The 18,170-nt window shown below is 55.8% G+C and carries 18 protein-coding genes; 11 read left to right on the top strand and 7 right to left on the bottom strand.

Translation table 11 applies throughout. The features are described from left to right. Positions 1–2: 2 nt before the first annotated feature. On the bottom strand, positions 3–1,163 hold the full coding sequence (gene metB / locus OQV00_RS25720) for a cystathionine gamma-synthase (protein ID WP_004869407.1): 1,161 nt from the start codon (positions 1,161–1,163) through the stop codon (positions 3–5). Between the two features lie 266 nt (positions 1,164–1,429). On the opposite strand from metB, the gene metJ reads away from it, so the two are divergent. Then, positions 1,430–1,747 (top strand): met regulon transcriptional regulator MetJ, encoded by a 318-nt coding sequence (gene metJ, locus OQV00_RS25725; RefSeq protein ID WP_004869405.1) that lies wholly within the window; start codon positions 1,430–1,432, stop codon positions 1,745–1,747. A gap of 127 nt (positions 1,748–1,874) precedes the next feature. On the opposite strand, the gene rpmE is transcribed toward metJ, so the two are convergent. Then, positions 1,875–2,090: a 50S ribosomal protein L31 gene (rpmE, locus tag OQV00_RS25730; RefSeq protein WP_004869403.1), complete on the bottom strand. Its 216-nt coding sequence runs from the start codon at positions 2,088–2,090 to the stop codon at positions 1,875–1,877. A 241-nt stretch (positions 2,091–2,331) separates the two neighbouring features. Here rpmE and priA point away from each other — a divergent pair, with 241 nt between their 5' ends. The 7 genes from priA to rraA all read left to right on the top strand — a co-directional run bounded on the left by priA (position 2,332) and on the right by rraA (position 10,336). Continuing rightward, a complete protein-coding gene (gene priA / locus OQV00_RS25735) occupies positions 2,332–4,527 on the top strand; it encodes a primosomal protein N' (RefSeq protein WP_266279620.1) in 2,196 nt (731 codons plus the stop codon). Between the two features lie 151 nt (positions 4,528–4,678). Then, entirely contained in the window at positions 4,679–5,707 is a 1,029-nt protein-coding gene (cytR, locus tag OQV00_RS25740) for a DNA-binding transcriptional regulator CytR (protein WP_004869399.1), read from the top strand. 91 nt (positions 5,708–5,798) lie between these two features. After that, entirely contained in the window at positions 5,799–6,797 is a 999-nt protein-coding gene (gene ftsN / locus OQV00_RS25745; RefSeq protein WP_015585428.1) for a cell division protein FtsN, read from the top strand. A gap of 91 nt (positions 6,798–6,888) precedes the next feature. Then, on the top strand, positions 6,889–7,419 hold the full coding sequence (hslV, locus tag OQV00_RS25750; RefSeq protein ID WP_004869393.1) for an ATP-dependent protease subunit HslV: 531 nt from the start codon (positions 6,889–6,891) through the stop codon (positions 7,417–7,419). Between the two features lie 9 nt (positions 7,420–7,428). After that, on the top strand, positions 7,429–8,763 hold the full coding sequence (gene hslU / locus OQV00_RS25755; protein WP_004869389.1) for an HslU--HslV peptidase ATPase subunit: 1,335 nt from the start codon (positions 7,429–7,431) through the stop codon (positions 8,761–8,763). Positions 8,764–8,831: 68 nt separating this feature from the next. After that, entirely contained in the window at positions 8,832–9,758 is a 927-nt protein-coding gene (gene menA, locus OQV00_RS25760; protein WP_004869386.1) for a 1,4-dihydroxy-2-naphthoate polyprenyltransferase, read from the top strand. 92 nt (positions 9,759–9,850) lie between these two features. After that, positions 9,851–10,336: a ribonuclease E activity regulator RraA gene (gene rraA, locus OQV00_RS25765; RefSeq protein WP_266279623.1), complete on the top strand. Its 486-nt coding sequence runs from the start codon at positions 9,851–9,853 to the stop codon at positions 10,334–10,336. A gap of 63 nt (positions 10,337–10,399) precedes the next feature. Here the strand turns inward: rraA and pfkA are convergent, their stop codons facing one another. From pfkA to cpxP, 3 genes are all read right to left on the bottom strand, one after another. Further along, positions 10,400–11,362: a 6-phosphofructokinase gene (gene pfkA / locus OQV00_RS25770; RefSeq protein WP_004869378.1), complete on the bottom strand. Its 963-nt coding sequence runs from the start codon at positions 11,360–11,362 to the stop codon at positions 10,400–10,402. Between the two features lie 203 nt (positions 11,363–11,565). Beyond that, entirely contained in the window at positions 11,566–12,462 is an 897-nt protein-coding gene (gene fieF / locus OQV00_RS25775) for a CDF family cation-efflux transporter FieF (protein WP_004869375.1), read from the bottom strand. 157 nt (positions 12,463–12,619) lie between these two features. Then, on the bottom strand, positions 12,620–13,123 hold the full coding sequence (gene cpxP / locus OQV00_RS25780; protein ID WP_004869373.1) for a cell-envelope stress modulator CpxP: 504 nt from the start codon (positions 13,121–13,123) through the stop codon (positions 12,620–12,622). 155 nt (positions 13,124–13,278) lie between these two features. On the opposite strand from cpxP, the gene cpxR reads away from it, so the two are divergent. After that, complete coding sequence (cpxR, locus tag OQV00_RS25785) at positions 13,279–13,977, top strand: envelope stress response regulator transcription factor CpxR (protein WP_004869370.1); 699 nt, start codon at positions 13,279–13,281, stop codon at positions 13,975–13,977. Then, positions 13,974–15,347, top strand: a complete 1,374-nt coding sequence (cpxA, locus tag OQV00_RS25790) for an envelope stress sensor histidine kinase CpxA (protein WP_004869367.1) — start codon at positions 13,974–13,976, stop codon at positions 15,345–15,347. Before cpxR ends, cpxA begins: the two co-directional genes overlap by 4 nt. Before the next feature lie 129 nt (positions 15,348–15,476). Here the strand turns inward: cpxA and yiiM are convergent, their stop codons facing one another. Together yiiM and sodA are read right to left on the bottom strand one after the other, a co-directional pair. After that, entirely contained in the window at positions 15,477–16,151 is a 675-nt protein-coding gene (yiiM, locus tag OQV00_RS25795) for a 6-hydroxyaminopurine reductase (RefSeq protein WP_004869365.1), read from the bottom strand. Positions 16,152–16,222: 71 nt separating this feature from the next. Next, positions 16,223–16,843 carry a superoxide dismutase [Mn] gene (sodA, locus tag OQV00_RS25800; protein WP_004869361.1) on the bottom strand — a complete coding sequence of 207 codons (621 nt, stop codon included), beginning with the start codon at positions 16,841–16,843 and terminating at the stop codon, positions 16,223–16,225. A gap of 292 nt (positions 16,844–17,135) precedes the next feature. Here sodA and rhaT point away from each other — a divergent pair, with 292 nt between their 5' ends. Beyond that, positions 17,136–18,170, top strand: a complete 1,035-nt coding sequence (gene rhaT, locus OQV00_RS25805; protein ID WP_004869358.1) for an L-rhamnose/proton symporter RhaT — start codon at positions 17,136–17,138, stop codon at positions 18,168–18,170.

An 18,170-nucleotide genomic window follows, 5' to 3' on the forward strand; every position in this document is an offset into this window, starting at 1 on the left:
GTTTATTCCTCGTTTGCTGCCCGGAAGCCATTTTCCAGGTCGGCAATTAAATCTTCACCATCTTCAATACCGGTCGAAATACGCAGAAGCGTTTCTGAAATCCCCGCCGCCGCGCGCGCCTCAGGCGCCATACCTGCATGGGTCATCGTCGCAGCGTGCGAAATCAGACTTTCTACGCCCCCCAGCGATTCGGCCAGCGTAAACAGCGATAATCCGCTCAGAAAACGACGCAGCGTCTGCTCATCGCCCTTCAGCTCAAAGCTTAACATCGCGCCAAAACCTTTTTGCTGACGGGCAGCAATCTCATGCCCCTGATTTTCCGGCAGAGACGGATGATACAGTTTTTTCACCAGCGGCTGGGTTTTCAGATAGTCGACAATCGCCAGCGCATTGCGCTGTGCGACTTCCATACGCGGAGAGAGCGTACGTAAACCACGCAGCAGCAGGTAGCTGTCAAATGCGCCGCCGGTTACGCCGATATTATTCGCCCACCATGCCAGTTCGGTGACAACAGCCGGATCTTTCGCAATCACCACCCCGGCGACCACGTCAGAATGCCCGTTCAGGTATTTTGTGCACGAATGCAGCACCAGATCGGCTCCCAGCGCCAGCGGATTTTGCAGCGCCGGGCTCAGGAAGGTGTTATCCACCACGCTCACCGCACCCGCTTCACGAGCCAGCGTGCAGATTTTCGCAATATCCACCACGCGCAGCAATGGATTACTTGGGCTTTCGACCAACACCAGCTTCGGTTTTTCAGACAATGCCGCACTCAGCGCCTGTTCATCGTTCTGATCGACAAACAGAACCCGATAGCAGCCGCGCTTCGCCAGGCTATCAAACAGACGATAGCTGCCGCCGTAGCAGTCGTGAGGGGCCACCAGCAGATCGCCGGGCTTCAGGAACACGGTCGTCACCAGCAGAATCGCCGACATACCGGTATTGGTCAGAACGGCGCCCGCTCCCCCTTCCAGCTCCGCCAGCGCGCGCTGCACCACATCGCGGGTAGGGTTACCGCGGCGGGAGTAGTCGTGGGCACGGGGTTCATTAAAGCCGGTAAAGTTGTAGGTACTGGAAAGGTGAATCGGCGGGACAACGCAACCGTATTGTTCGTCGTCATTTAAACCGCTACGCACTGCGATGGTGGCCTGTTTACGCGTCATGTTGGGCAGTTCCTGGGCTGAATCGGTGAAAAGTCAGGCACCAGAGTAATCATTGTCACAATAGACGTCAATACATCTGGACATCTAAACTTCTTTGCGTATAGATTGAGCAAATAGAGAATAGCCGTTAAAATTATATGCATTAGCGCATCTCTGCAGGGGCTTATCGGGTGTCAGAACGCCCCCTCTACGGTAAACTACGCGCAATTATGGCCCGGACCGTGGTTCTGGCCCTTAACTAATGACTAGAGGATTAAAGGTATCTCATGGCTGAATGGAGCGGCGAATATATCAGCCCATACGCTGAGCACGGTAAGAAGAGTGAGCAAGTAAAAAAAATTACGGTATCCATTCCTCTGAAGGTGTTGAAGATCCTCACCGATGAACGCACGCGTCGTCAGGTCAACAACCTGCGCCACGCCACCAATAGCGAACTGCTGTGTGAAGCGTTCCTGCATGCATTTACCGGTCAACCGTTACCCAACGATGAAGACCTGCGTAAAGAGCGCAGCGATGAGATCCCGGAAGCGGCGAAACAGATTATGCGCGAGATGGGTATCGACCCGGATACGTGGGAATACTGAGTCAATAAAAAAGGGCGGAAGTGACCTTCCGCCCTTTTTTACGTCTCTGCCCACCCTGAATCTGCATGCCGGGCATAACGACAGAAACAAAAAAAGCCGCCCGTGGGCGGCTTTTTCTTCCGGCAACTTACTTGCTGGTGCCTGGAACGCTGAAGCGCTTGTTGAAGCGGTCAACGCGGCCACCGGTCGCAACATCACGCTGCTTGCCAGTGTAGAACGGGTGGCATTTACCGCACACGTCGAGGTTCAGGTCGTGACCTACGGTAGAACGGATTTTCATGACATTACCGCAAGAGCAAGAAGCAGTAATTTCTTCGTATTTCGGATGAATATCTTTTTTCATGGGAGAACCTCAGTTAAGGCCGCGTCGCTCTTCCAGCCCTAACGCCAGACACCACGCGATGTTAATAATTTCCCGGCGCAATTCCGCTAAGCGTAATCCCCGGGTAATAGATTCTGATGCTGCACGAAGCGCACCAAAGGCGGCGAATCATACAGAATTTGACCAGCATATGCAAACTGATCCGCGAGCCCTTATCACAATGTGTATACTAACCGGCCAGATTTCAAGTCAGGAAGATGACATGCCCGTCGCCCACGTTGCCCTGCCCGTCCCGCTGCCCCGTACCTTTGACTACCTGCTACCTGAGGGAATGCCGGTCAAAGCAGGCTGCCGCGTGCGCGTGCCGTTCGGTAAGCAAGAGCGTATTGGGATTGTGACCGCCGTCAGCGAACGCAGCGAGCTGCCGCTGGATGAGCTCAAACCGGTCATCGCCACGCTGGATGCCGAACCGGTATTTTCTTCTGCCGTCTGGCGACTGCTGCTGTGGGCGGCCGACTACTATCATCATCCCATCGGCGATGTGCTGTTCCACGCCCTGCCGATCATGCTTCGCCAGGGGAAACCGGCCAGCGCAGCGCCGCAGTGGTACTGGTTCGCGACCGAGCAGGGCCAGGCTGTCGATATCAACAGCCTCAAACGCTCGCCGAAACAGCAGCAGGCTCTGGCCGCACTGCGTCAGGGAAGGATCTGGCGTCACCAGGTTGCGGAGCTGGAGTTCAACGATGCGGCGTTGCAGGCCCTGCGCGGGAAAGGGCTTTGCGAGCTGGCAAGCGAAGCGCCCGCCCTCACCGACTGGCGAACCCACTTTGCTGTACCCGGCGAGCGGCTGCGCCTCAACACCGAGCAGGCCACGGCCGTCGGGGCGATTCACAGCGCATCGGCTCGGTTTTCAACCTGGCTGCTGGCGGGGATTACCGGCTCCGGGAAAACGGAAGTTTACCTCAGCGTGCTGGAAAACGTGCTGGCGCAAGGCCGACAGGCGCTGGTGATGGTGCCGGAAATTGGCCTGACGCCGCAAACCATCGCCCGTTTCCGTCAGCGATTTAACGCCCCGGTTGAAGTCCTGCACTCCGGCCTTAACGACAGCGAACGTCTTTCCGCGTGGCTGAAGGCCAAAAATGGCGAAGCAGCTATCGTCATCGGCACGCGTTCCTCGCTGTTCACGCCATTTAAAAACCTGGGCGTGATCGTTATCGATGAAGAGCACGACAGCTCCTATAAGCAGCAGGAAGGCTGGCGCTATCACGCGCGCGATCTGGCGGTGTGGCGCGCTCATAGCGAGCAAATCCCGATTATTCTTGGCTCGGCAACCCCGGCGCTGGAGACGCTATACAATGTCCGCCAGCGGAAATATCGCCAGCTGAAGCTGACAAAGCGTGCGGGTAACGCTCGTCCGGCGCAGCAGCACGTGCTGGATCTGAAAGGACAGCAATTGCAGGCGGGACTCTCCCCGGCGCTGATTGCCCGCATGCGTCAGCATTTGCAGGCCGATAATCAGGTGATTCTGTTTTTGAACCGCCGCGGTTTCGCCCCGGCGCTGCTGTGCCATGACTGCGGCTGGATCGCAGAGTGTCCGCGCTGCGACAGCTACTACACCTTGCATCAGGCACAGCATCATTTACGCTGCCACCACTGCGACAGCCAGCGTCCGATCCCGCGCCAGTGCCCCTCCTGCGGCTCTACGCATCTGGTGCCGGTCGGACTGGGCACCGAACAGCTGGAGCAGGCGCTGGCGCCGCTGTTTCCCGGCGTGCCGGTCTCTCGCGTCGACCGGGATACCACCAGCCGTAAAGGCGCGCTCGAACAGCACCTCTCCGATATTCATCGCGGCGGCGCACGCATCCTGATCGGCACTCAAATGCTGGCCAAAGGTCATCATTTCCCGGATGTTACCCTGGTGTCGCTGCTGGATGTCGATGGTGCGCTGTTTTCCGCCGATTTCCGCTCGGCAGAACGCTTCGCTCAGCTCTATACCCAGGTCTCTGGCCGCGCAGGACGCGCGGGTAAACAGGGAGAGGTGATTTTGCAAACCCACCATCCGGAACATCCGCTGCTGCAAACGCTGTTATATAAAGGCTACGACGCCTTTGCCGAACAGGCGCTGGCCGAAAGGCAGACCATGCAGCTGCCGCCGTGGACCAGCCATGTCCTGATTCGTGCCGAAGACCATAACAATCAGCAGGCGCCGTTGTTCCTGCAGCAGTTGCGTAATTTACTGCAGGCCAGTCCGCTGGCCGATGACAAACTGTGGGTGCTGGGTCCGGTTCCGGCGCTGGCGCCCAAACGCGGGGGCCGCTGGCGCTGGCAAATTCTGCTCCAGCACCCTTCACGCGTTCGCTTGCAGCATATCGTCAGCGGTACGCTGGCCTTGATCAATACGCTGCCGGAAGCGCGCAAGGTAAAATGGGTCCTGGACGTCGATCCTATTGAAGGTTAAGCCTTCTCTTGCGAGACGGATCGAAAAAATTCAACAACCATCACGTTTTTCATGAAAATTCTGTAACTCTCTGCGTCGACTATCTGCTAAAAATGTTGCTGATGTCAGAACACAAGGAAAGTGTCTGCGCCAGTCAGCGAGGAGAAAACAGGTGAAGCCCAAAAAACAGGTGGTTGCCGCCACAATGAAAGACGTCGCCCTGAAGGCAAACGTTTCAACGGCAACCGTGTCCCGAGCGTTAATGAATCCGGATAAGGTTTCTCAGACTACCCGTAACCGGGTGGAGCAGGCGGCGCTGGAAGTCGGCTATTTGCCGCAGTCGCTCGGACGCAATATGAAACGTAACGAGTCGCGTACGATTCTGGTCATCGTACCGGATATTTGCGATCCCTTTTTCAGCGAGATTATCCGCGGCATTGAGATTACCGCGGCAGAACAGGGCTATCTGGTGCTGATCGGCGACTGCGCCCACCAGAACCGGCAGGAAAAGACTTTTATCGACCTGATCATTACCAAGCAGATCGACGGTATGTTGTTGCTAGGCTCCCGTCTGCCGTTTGACGCAGGCGTTGAAGAACAGCGCAATCTACCGCCGATGGTGATGGCGAATGAATTTGCGCCGGAGCTGGAGCTGCCCACGGTGCACATCGATAACCTCACCGCCGCATTTAATGCCGTGAATTATCTGCACGAACTGGGTCACCAGCGTATTGGCTGTATCGCCGGCCCGGAAGAGATGCCGCTCTGCCACTATCGCCTCCAGGGCTATGTGCAGGCGTTGCGTCGTAGCGGGATCACCATCGATCCGCACTATATCGCTCGCGGAAACTTTACCTATGAAGCCGGGGCCAGCGCGCTGGAACAGCTTCTGGCGCTGCCGGTGCCGCCAACCGCGGTCTTCTGCCATAGCGATATCATGGCGCTGGGGGCGCTGTCGCTGGCAAAACGCCGGGGACTGAAGGTACCTGACGATCTGTCTATTGTCGGTTTCGATAATATCTCTTTATCCGAATTTTGCGATCCGCCATTGACGACCGTTGCGCAACCGCGCTTTGATATTGGCCGCGAAGCAATGCTCCTGTTACTGGATCAGCTACATGGTCACAATGTGAACAGCGGTTCACGATTGCTGGACTGCGAACTGATCGTTCGCGGCAGTACACGCAAAATCAGAGCATAACCATCAGGTTTTCGGGCCTGCTCTTCTGGTCAAAGGCCCGCCGCTTAAGTAACATGGCGGACTGACGAACGAATAAAACAGCGAAACGATAGTGGCACAACGAGATTATGTACGCCGCAGCCAACCGGCTCCTTCGCGGCGCAAAAAGGGTAATACCCGAAGCTCAAGGAATAAACAGAGCAGCCTTCCGGCGGTTTCACCGACTATGGTTGCGATCGCGGCGGCAGTGCTGGTGGCCTTTATCGGTGGGCTGTACTTCATCACGCACCATAAAAAAGAAGAAGCGGAAGCGCTGCAAAACCGTCAGGTGGCAGGTAATGGTCTCCCGCCGAAACCGGAAGAGCGCTGGCGCTATATCAAAGAGCTGGAAAGTCGCCAGCCTGGCGTACGTGCGCCTACTGAACCGACGGCCGGCGGGGAAGTCATGAAACCCGAGCAGTTGACCAATGAACAGCGCCAGCTGCTGGCACAAATGCAGGCGGATATGCGCCAGCAGCCGACCCAGCTGACCGAGGTGCCGTGGAACGAACAAACCCCGGCTCAGCGCCAGCAAACGCTGCAGCGTCAGCGTCTGGCGCAGCAGCAGGTACAACAACAGCAGCAGCAGGCTCAGCAACAATGGGCGCAAACCCAGCAGCAGGCTCCGGTGCAACAACAGCCGCGCGCGCAGCAGCGCGTTGCAGAGCAGCCGTACCAGCAGCCAAAGCCGGTACAACAGCCGAAACAAACCGCCTCGACGCAACAGCCGTATCAGGATCTGCTGCAGACGCCTGCGCATACCGCCGCACAGCCTAAAGCCCAGGCAGCTGCGCCGGTTGCTCGCGTTGAAGAGGCGCCGAAAGCAGCGGCGGAGAAGAAAGACGATCGTAGCTGGATGATTCAGTGCGGCTCCTTTAAAGGCGCAGAACAGGCGGAAACCGTTCGGGCGCAGCTGGCGTTTGAAGGGTTCTCCTCGCGCATTACCACCAACAATGGCTGGAATCGCGTGGTCATTGGGCCACTGAAGGGCAAGGAGAGCGCCAACGATATGATCACTCGCCTGAAGATGGCCGGACACGCAAACTGCATTCGTCTCGCCGCCAGGGGTTGAAACCCTAAAAATCCCCCCCATCTATAATTGCATTCTGCCCCGCGTGAAGCGCGGGGCCCCTATTCCGCTTTTGTAACCAAGGGGTCTGCTCGTGACAACAATAGTTAGTGTTCGCCGTAACGGCCATGTGGTTATTGCCGGTGATGGCCAGGCCACGCTTGGCAATACCGTCATGAAAGGTAACGTGAAAAAAGTGCGTCGTCTCTACAACGACAAAGTGATCGCGGGCTTCGCCGGCGGCACCGCCGACGCCTTCACGCTATTTGAACTGTTTGAACGTAAACTGGAAATGCATCAGGGGCACCTGGTCAAAGCCGCCGTGGAACTGGCGAAAGACTGGCGTACCGATCGTATGCTGCGCAAACTGGAAGCTCTGCTGGCCGTGGCGGATGAAAACGCTTCGCTGATCATCACCGGTAACGGTGACGTGGTGCAGCCAGAAAACGACCTGATTGCTATCGGCTCCGGTGGTCCCTACGCTCAGGCCGCTGCCCGCGCTCTGCTGGAAAATACCGATATGAGCGCACGCGATATCGCAGAGAAGGCGTTGAATATTGCAGGTGATATCTGCATTTATACCAACCATTTCCACACCATCGAAGAATTAGCCTCTAAAGCGTAAGGATCTCCCATGTCTGAAATGACCCCACGCGAAATTGTCAGCGAACTCGACAAACATATTATCGGTCAGGACGCGGCGAAGCGTTCTGTCGCTATCGCGCTGCGTAACCGCTGGCGCCGTATGCAGCTGAACGAAGAGCTGCGTCACGAAGTCACGCCGAAAAACATTCTGATGATCGGTCCGACCGGTGTGGGTAAAACGGAAATTGCCCGTCGTCTGGCGAAGCTGGCCAACGCGCCGTTCATCAAAGTTGAAGCCACAAAATTCACCGAAGTGGGCTATGTCGGGAAAGAAGTGGATTCGATTATCCGCGACCTGACCGATGCGGCGATCAAAATGGTCCGCATGCAGTCGATCGATAAAAACCGCTATCGCGCGGAAGAGCTGGCGGAAGAGCGCATTCTTGATGTGCTGATCCCGCCGGCAAAAAACAACTGGGGCCAGGCGGAACAGCCTCAGGAACCGTCTGCCGCCCGTCAGGCATTCCGCAAAAAACTGCGCGAAGGTCAGCTCGACGATAAAGAAATCGAGATCGATCTTGCCGCTGCACCGATGGGTGTGGAAATCATGTCCCCTCCGGGCATGGAAGAGATGACCAGCCAGCTGCAGTCGATGTTCCAGAACCTGGGCGGCCAGAAGCAAAAACCGCGCAAGCTGAAAATCAAAGACGCAATGAAGCTGCTGATTGAAGAAGAAGCGGCGAAGCTGGTCAACCCGGAAGAGCTCAAACAGGATGCCATCGACGCCGTAGAACAACACGGTATCGTATTTATCGATGAGATCGACAAAATCTGTAAGCGCGGCGGCAACAGCTCCGGCCCGGATGTCTCTCGCGAAGGCGTGCAGCGCGACCTGCTGCCGTTGGTCGAAGGCTGCACGGTGTCGACCAAACACGGCATGGTGAAAACTGACCACATTCTGTTTATCGCCTCTGGCGCATTCCAGGTGGCCAGTCCGTCTGACCTGATCCCTGAACTACAGGGTCGTCTGCCGATTCGCGTCGAGCTGAAAGCGCTGACGACGGAAGATTTCGAGCGCATCCTGACCGAGCCGAACGCCTCCATCACCGTTCAGTATAAAGCGTTGATGGCGACCGAAGGCGTCAACATCGAGTTTACGGAAGACGGCATCAAGCGCATTGCGCAGGCGGCATGGCAGGTTAACGAAACCACCGAAAACATCGGCGCTCGTCGTCTGCACACCGTGCTTGAGCGTTTGATTGAAGACATCTCCTTTGACGCCAGCGAAATGGGTGGTCAGAGCATCATTATTGATGCCGAGTATGTTGGTAAGCATCTGGATGTGCTGGTGGCGGATGAAGATCTGAGCCGTTTTATCCTATAATCCGGTTCAATGTATTTTCATCACAATCGATGGGGCTATATATAGCCCCATTTTTTTGGCCAGGAATTATGACTGAACAACCGATAAACCGAACCCAGGCCTGGCTGGAAAGCCTGCGGCCAAAAACGCTACCGCTGGCCTTTTCCGCCATTGTTGTCGGTACGACGCTCGCGTGGCATCAGGGGTACTTCGATCCCTGGGTGGCGCTGCTGGCGCTGATCACCGCCGGCCTGCTGCAAATCTTATCCAACCTGGCGAACGATTATGGCGATGCCGTTAAGGGCAGCGATAAACCCGACCGTATCGGGCCGCTACGCGGCATGCAAAAAGGGGCCATTACCCAGCCGCAGATGAAACGCGCGCTGATCGTTACCGTGGTGCTGATTTGCCTCTCCGGGCTGGCGCTGTTGTTCTGCGCCTGGCAGACGATGGCCGATTTTATTGGTTTCATGGTGCTGGGGAGTTTAGCGATTATCGCCGCGATCACCTACACCGTCGGCACCCGGCCCTATGGCTACATCGGCCTTGGCGATATCTCGGTACTGGTCTTCTTTGGCTGGCTTAGCGTCGCAGGAAGCTGGTATCTCCAGGCCCACACGATTGAAGCAACCATTTTCCTCCCCGCTACCGCCTGTGGTCTGTTAGCCGCCGCGGTGCTGAATATCAATAATCTGCGCGATATCGACAGCGACAGAGAGAACGGCAAAAACACGCTGGCAGTACGTCTGGGGCCGCTCAACGCTCGCCGCTATCACGCTTGCCTGCTCATCGGTGCGCCGCTGTGCCTGGCGCTGTTTACCCTGATTTCTCTGCATAGCCCATGGGGTTGGCTGTTCCTGCTCGCCACGCCGCTGCTGGTGAAGCAGGCGCGATTTGTGATGCGCGAGCGCGAGCCGGTGGCGATGCGCCCGATGCTGGAACGCACGGTGAAAGCAGCGCTGCTGACCAACCTGCTGTTTGTCATTGGGATTATTTGCAGCAAGCTGGTGGGTTAACTGACAAATATCAATTAACAATTGATGATTTTGCCAACAATACGATTCGCGAGATATACTAAAATCTCTCGCAGCAACTGAACGTTAAGCCTATGAAATACGATACTTCCGAGCTTTGTGACATCTACCAGGAGGATGTCAACGTAGTGGAACCTCTGTTCTCCAACTTTGGGGGGCGGTCGTCGTTTGGTGGACAAATCATCACGGTGAAATGTTTCGAGGATAACGGGTTGCTATACGATATGCTCGAACAGAACGGCCGTGGTCACATCTTGCTGATCGATGGCGGGGGTTCCGTCCGACGTGCGTTGATTGACGCTGACCTGGCGCGTCTTGCCGTACAAAATGAGTGGGAAGGGATTGTCGTCTATGGCGCGGTGCGTCAGGTTGACGAGCTTGAAGATCTGGATATTGGCATCCAGGCGCTGGCCGCCATTCCCGTGGGGGCTGCTGGCGAAGGTATCGGCGAAAGCGACGTACGCGTCAATTTCGGCGGCGTGACCTTCTTCTCCGGTGACCATCTGTATGCCGATAATACCGGGATCATCCTGTCCGAGGATGCACTGGATATCGAATAGCCTGCCCACTAATTAAAAAGGCCTTCTCTCTGAGAAGGCCTTTTCGTTTGTTTCACGCCAGAATTAGTACAGTTTCTTCGCGCAATCCAGCCAGTCATTTTTGAACGGACGCTTCATGTTCTCGATAGCGTCGATGATGTCGTGGTGCACCAGCTTCTCGTTCTGAATACCGACGCAGCGGCCACCGAATCCCTGCTGCAGCAGTTCAATCGCGTAGGCGCCCATGCGGGATGCCAGAATACGGTCATAAGGAACCGGGGAACCGCCGCGCTGAATGTGGCCCAGAACGGTCGCCCGGGTTTCACGGCCGGTTTCTTTCTCAATGTAGTGCGCCAGCTCGTCCACATCGCACATATGTTCGGTAATGGCCACGATGGCGTGTTTCTTACCTTTGGCGATGCCGGCTTTGATTTCAGCGACCAGATCGTCACGCGTGTATTCCACTTCCGGCACCATGATGAACTCACACCCGCCGGCAATCGCCGCAGCCAGAGTCAGATCGCCGCAGTAACGCCCCATCACTTCAACAACCGAAATACGCTGGTGGGAAGAAGAGGTATCGCGCAGGCGGTCAATGGCTTCCACTACGGTGCTCAGCGCGGTAAAGAAACCGATAGTGTAGTCAGTGCCTTTGATATCGTTATCGATGGTGCCTGGCAGGCCGATGCACGGGAAGCCCATTTCAGTCAGACGCATCGCCCCCATGTAAGAACCATCACCGCCGATAACGACCAGCGCATCCAGGCCACGCTTTTTCATGTTCTCGAGCGCAACGGCACGAATATGTTCTTCGCGGAACTCGGGGAAGCGTGCTGACCCGAGGAAAGTACCACCACGGTTGATCATGTCGGAAACACTGTAGCGGTCGAGCTGAACCATGCGATCTTCATACAGGCCGAGGTAACCGTCATAGATTCCAAAAACTTCCAGACCTTCCGTTAATGCTGCGCGCACAACGCCGCGAATTGCTGCGTTCATGCCCGGAGCATCACCGCCACTTGTCAATACACCGATTTTCTTAATCATGACTACCTCTGAACTTAGGAAGCAAAAAATAATCCTGTTGCCTGAAGCGCTCCTTCACCAGGAGTGCACGACGATAATTGCAATAGTATATCAAACGCTTCTGGCTGAATTGATTCAGGTCAGACCAAATGGCGGTAATTTATACAAAAAATGCCGATCTGCCCCACACTTTTACATCGAGTTTACAGACTATAACCCAAAGCTCAAAAAACGCCCTGCCGCGCCAGCGGCACCACAGAACAGGGATCCTGATGGATAATGACATCAGAACCCGGGAAACGGTGCAGAATTGCCTGCTCCACCTGATCGGCAATCACGTGTGCCTGAACCAGCGGGAGGTTATCTTCCATTTCCAAATGTATTTGAATAAAGCGAGTCGGCCCTGACTGCCGCGTCCGTAGATCGTGTGCCCCACTGACGCCTGGCCATTCGGTCACGATATTGATAATTTCCTGACGTTCCTCGTCAGGAAGCGCGCGGTCTAACAACGACTGAATGGCGTCATAACCCATACGCAGAGCGCTATATAAAATATAGATGCCAATCCCGAGAGCAAACAGCGCGTCGGCACGATGCCAACCATACCAGGAGAGGCCCAGCGCCACCAGAATTGCGCCGTTCATCATAACATCAGACTGATAATGAAGCATATCTGCTCGCACCGCCTGACTTTGCGTTTTTCTGACCACCCAACGCTGGAACGTTACCAGCACCAGCGTGCTGACCAGCGCGATCAGCGTCACGGCAATACCGACACCCGCCGCCTGCATCGGTTCCGGACGCGCCAGGTGCTGAATACCGGTCAAAAACAGAAACAGAGCCGACCCGGAGATAAACATACTTTGTGCCAGCGCGGCCAGCGATTCTGCCTTACCGTGACCAAAAGTATGTTCCTCATCTGCCGGCTGGAGCGAATAGCGCACGACCAGCAGATTCGTTAACGAGGCGGCAATATCCACCAGCGAGTCCACAAGCGCAGCCAGAATACTCACAGACCCGGTGTACCACCACGCAAAAATCTTGATCAAAAGTAACGCGGACGCCATCACCGTCGCCGCAATAGCCGCACGGCTCACCAGCCGCCCATAAGATTGATTCATACATGCTCCTCTTCGGCGATGCGCTTAGTATAACCTGAACTGTTGTCGCAACGAGGAGCAAGGCGGGAGTCGTTTCGCCGAATGACAGGCAAAAAAAACCCCCACATCATGTGGGGGAAGACAGGGATGGTGTCTATGGCAAGGAAAACAGGGTCTACTACTGGGGTTGCACGGTATTGCTACTACTCGACAGCATGGTTGCTGAACCTTTTTGCATCCTTGCAACCTCGCGCAACTGATCCATTCGTTGCTGGTGTTTCGCATTAAGAACCGCTTGCTGCTCCGGCGTTAACAGGTGGTACATCTGGTTGCGAACCTTCGCCATTTCAATCTGGCGAGTAACCTGTTCCTGCGCCATTTTATTAGCCTGAGCGCGCACAGCGTTTTCATCAAAATTTTCTGCGGTGACAAGACGATGCATTGTCTCCATTTCGCTAACATTAATGGGTTGCCTGTCATGGCGTGCCCGTTGCATAAGATCTCGTAACTGCTGGCGTTGCTGTTCGGTTAAACTTATGCCGTCAAACATATGACTCTGGCTGGTGCGCTGCGCCCCGTCATCTCCGGGGAGCCAGTTAACGCTGGTAACGACTTCAGCGGCTTGGCTATATGCACTTAGCGCCAGCGTTGAGGCCATGACGGCAGCAATAACATTGCGCATCACATACTCCCAATACGTTTGTGTCTGTGTAGCGATTCAACGAGATACAGTCTACGATTCGGGCTGCAAACATGCGTCAGGGGGTGTAAAACAACGTAAAGTCATGGATTAGCGAGCCTTGATGACGTAATTTCTGCCTCGGAGGTATTTAAACAATGAATAAAATCCTGTTAGTTGATGATGACCGGGAGCTCACCTCCCTGTTAAAAGAGCTGCTCGATATGGAAGGATTTAACGTGCTCGTGGCCCATGACGGGGAACAGGCGCTGGCCCTTCTGGACGACAGCATCGATTTACTTTTGCTTGATGTGATGATGCCGAAGAAAAACGGTATCGATACGCTTAAAGAGTTACGTCAGACACACCAGACCCCGGTTATCATGCTAACTGCCCGCGGCAGCGAGCTGGATCGCGTTCTCGGCCTCGAGCTGGGCGCGGATGATTACTTGCCTAAGCCCTTCAACGATCGTGAGCTGGTGGCGCGTATACGCGCGATTCTGCGCCGTTCTCACTGGAGTGAGCAGCAGCAAACTACCGAAGTCGGTTCCCCGACGCTGGAAGTTGACGCCTTGAGCCTCAACCCCGGCCGCCAGGAAGCCAATTTCGATGGTCAGACCCTGGAACTGACCGGCACGGAGTTCACCCTGCTCTACCTGCTGGCACAGCATCTTGGCCAGGTTGTTTCTCGTGAACATCTGAGCCAGGAAGTATTGGGAAAACGCCTGACGCCGTTCGATCGCGCCATCGACATGCATATTTCCAATCTGCGTCGTAAGCTGCCGGAACGCAAAGACGGCCATCCGTGGTTTAAAACCCTGCGCGGACGCGGCTACCTGATGGTTTCGGCTTCATGATAGGAAGTTTAACCGCACGCATCTTCGCTATTTTCTGGCTCACGCTGGCGCTGGTGTTGATGCTGGTTCTGATGTTGCCCAAGCTGGACTCGCGCCAGATGACCGAACTGCTGGAGAGCGAACAGCGTCAGGGCACCATGATTGAACAGCACGTCGAGGCCGAACTGGCGACCGATCCCCCCAATGACCTGATGTGGTGGCGTCGGCTGTTTCGCGCTATCGATAAGTGGGCTCCGCCGGGACAGCGTTTACTGCTGGTCACCAGCGAAGGCCGCGTGATCGGTGCAGAACGCAACGAAATGCAGATCATTCGTAACTTTATCGGCCAGGCCGATAATGCCGATCATCCGCAGAAAAAACGCTACGGCCGTCTGGAAATGGTCGGGCCGTTTTCCGTCAGGGATGGGGAAGATAATTACCAGCTCTATCTGATCCGCCCTGCCAGCACATCCCAGTCAGACTTTATCAACCTGCTGTTCGACCGCCCGCTGCTCCTGCTTATCGTCACGATGCTCGTCAGTTCGCCGCTGCTGCTGTGGCTGGCCTGGAGTCTGGCCAAACCGGCCCGCAAGTTGAAAAACGCCGCCGATGAGGTCGCCCAGGGCAACCTGCGTCAACATCCGGAACTGGAAGCCGGCCCGCAGGAGTTTTTAGCCGCCGGGGCCAGTTTTAACCAGATGGTCACGGCGCTGGAACGCATGATGACCGGTCAGCAGCGCCTGCTGTCCGATATTTCCCACGAGCTGCGTACGCCGCTCACGCGCCTGCAGCTGGGTACGGCCTTACTGCGCCGTCGCAGCGGCGAGAGCAAAGAGCTTGAACGTATTGAGACCGAAGCCCACCGGCTGGACAGCATGATTAACGACCTGCTGGTGATGTCGCGCAATCAGGCGAATAACGCGCTGGTCAGTGAAACGGTGAAGGCCAATCAGCTGTGGGGCGAAGTGCTGGATAACGCGGCGTTTGAAGCCGAGCAGGTTGGAAAATCCTTCACCGTCGAGTATCCGCCGGGTCCCTGGCCGCTGTACGGCAATCCTAATGCGCTGGAAAGCGCGCTGGAAAATATCGTCCGTAACGCGCTGCGCTACTCGCACACCAAAATTTCGGTCAGTTTTTCGGTGGATAAAGACGGCATCACGGTCAACGTCGATGATGATGGTCCGGGCGTCAGTCCGGAGGATCGCGAGCAGATTTTCCGTCCGTTCTACCGTACCGACGAGGCACGCGATCGCGAGTCCGGCGGCACCGGTCTGGGGCTGGCGATTGTCGAGGCGGCGATTCAGCAGCATCGCGGCTGGGTCAAAGCCGATGACAGCCCGTTAGGCGGTTTGCGGCTGACCATCTGGCTGCCGCTGTATAAGCGCACCTGATCGCTCTTCTCCGGCTTACGCTGCGCTTAGCCGGGCTACCACAACCGTCCGCAGACGGGTAGCCCGGACAGGCGCAGCGCGCCGCCTCAGGGATCGTTCGCAGCCAGCGCCTGCGGCTTTATCGGCGAATTATTTTCCCCACAATCTCCGCGAATTGTCTTCTATCTGCCCGCTCAGGCGCCGTTTCTGCATGGTACGGCTCCAGCTCACCGACAGCCCCGCCGCCGAGAGCAGGCGATGGTATTGTTCGTCATCGAACGGCATATGCCAGGCAATGGCCCCCGCCTCATGGACGCTCACATCGCTTAGTCGGGAAACCAGCTCCAGCGGCGCATCGCCGGATACCCGCCCGCCCGCCACGACCCGATACAGCCAGCCGGTTTTACCGCTGTTCTGCATAAGCTGCGCCATATCGCTGACAGCAAAATGATAGTTAAGCTTGAAGCACGGTGAACGCGGCTGCGTCACCTGAATCAGCGCCTCTCCCCAGCGAAAGATGTCGCCGATACAGACCTCTTTTTCGGTCAGCCCTTCGGTCGAGAGATTCTCGCCAAACGCCGGGGCGCAGAAAAGATCCGCCTGCTGCGGAAGTTCAAGAGCCCAATGGGCGTAGTGTTCACGGGGATAGTGGCACAGCGCGCGGTCCGGCCCGCCATGTATTTTCGTCTCCGCCTGTTCATCGCCCTCCAGCCCCAGTTCGCCGAGGGTCAGTTCACCGTCGACCTGAATTTTCCCGATGGCGCTTGGACGGCTGCCGTCGTAATCCCTTACCTTGCCCACAAAGACATTCACCGGATAGTGCATCGCTGCTCCTTTGCTGCGGATATAAAAAAAGCGAGTCATCAGACTCGCTTCTCGTTCAGCACAATGCAACCTTATTTTTTGGCGGCAAAACGCGCTGCTGCTTCGTCCCAGTTAACCACGTTCCAGAACTCTTTGATGTAGTCCGGACGACGGTTCTGGAATTTCAGGTAGTAAGCGTGTTCCCAAACGTCCAGGCCCAGAATCGGGAAGCCGGAAGCGCCGGAGATAGCTTCGCCCATCAGCGGGGAGTCCTGGTTAGCGGTAGAAACCACGGCCAGTTTGTCGCCCTTCAGCACCAGCCATGCCCAGCCAGAACCGAAACGGGTCGCAGCCGCTTTTTCAAACTCCGCTTTGAAGTTATCAACGGAACCGAAATCACGTTCGATAGCGGCTTTCAGGTCGCCCTGCAGGGTGGTACCGGTTTTCAGGCCTTTCCAGAACAGGCTGTGGTTAGCGTGGCCGCCCGCGTTGTTACGCAGTACGGTTTTTTTGTCAGCCGGCAGCTGATCCAGTTTGGCGATCAGTTCTTCAGCAGACAGGTCAGCAAATTCCGGCAGGCTCTCCAGCGCAGCGTTGGCGTTGTTAACGTAGGCCTGGTGATGTTTAGTGTGATGGATTTCCATCGTCTGCTTATCAAAGTGCGGTTCCAGGGCGTCATAAGCGTACGGCAGGGCTGGCAGTGTATAACTCATAATCATCTCCATTATTGTCAAGCGGCAGGAAGTGTTAATGCCGAGTAAGCAGTTGGTTCATTATAGTTAATTAAATGATATTGAAAACGCTTATCAATGCCGTATTTTTAATAAGGTTATAACCACAGGGTATACCTGCAATTTTGTGAGCTGGAACAAGTAATTAAGTTGTTGGTTGCCAGAGTTCAGCGTCACATGGCAACAGCCTGAAGGCGAGAAAACTGACCGATTTTTACACTCATCGTGTCGGAAGAAGATTTATCCGATAAAAAAATAGATGAGGATAAAATCAATGAATCACGCGATTACGATGGGTATTTTTTGGCATTTGATAGGTGCGGCCAGTGCAGCCTGTTTCTATGCCCCGTTCAAACAAGTTAAACAGTGGTCATGGGAAACCATGTGGTCAATCGGCGGGATTGTCTCCTGGCTGATTCTTCCCTGGGCTATCAGCGCGATGCTGCTGCCTGATTTCTGGGCCTATTACCGTTCCTTCAACGCCTCCACGCTCCTGCCGGTGTTTCTGTTTGGCGCCATGTGGGGGATCGGCAATATTAACTACGGCCTGACCATGCGCTACCTCGGTATGTCGATGGGGATCGGTATCGCCATCGGGATTACCCTGATTGTCGGCACGCTGATGACTCCAATTATCAACGGGCAGATCGATGTGCTCCTTCATACCCAGGGTGGCCAGATGACGCTGCTCGGCGTGCTGGTTGCGGTGATCGGCGTGGCGATAGTCACCCGGGCCGGCCAGTTGAAAGAGCGCAAGATGGGCATTAAAGCCGAAGACTTCAATCTGAAAAAAGGGCTCATGCTGGCAGTGATGTGCGGCATTTTCTCTGCCGGGATGTCCTTTGCGATGAACGCCGCCAGGCCAATGCATGATGCCGCGGCAGCGCTGGGAGTTGACCCGCTGTATACCGCGCTGCCCAGCTATGTGGTGATTATGGGCGGCGGCGCGCTGGTCAACCTTGGCTTCTGCTTTATTCGTCTGGCTAAAGTCAAAAACCTGTCGATCAAAGCCGACTTCTCGCTGGCAAAACCGCTGATTATCGCCAACGTGCTGCTGTCGGCGCTGGGCGGTCTGATGTGGTATCTCCAGTTTTTCTTCTATGCCTGGGGCCACGCCAGCATTCCCGCGCAGTATGACTACATGAGCTGGATGCTGCATATGAGCTTCTATGTGCTGTGCGGCGGGCTGGTCGGGCTGGTGCTGAAAGAGTGGAACAATGCCGGGCGTCGTCCGGTCAGCGTGTTAAGTCTGGGCTGCGTGGTGATTATCATCGCCGCCAATATCGTTGGCCTCGGCATGGCCAGCTAA

Origin of the sequence: Klebsiella sp. DY2415 (genome assembly GCF_026314315.1) — a bacterium.
Lineage (GTDB): Bacteria > Pseudomonadota > Gammaproteobacteria > Enterobacterales > Enterobacteriaceae > Klebsiella > Klebsiella ornithinolytica.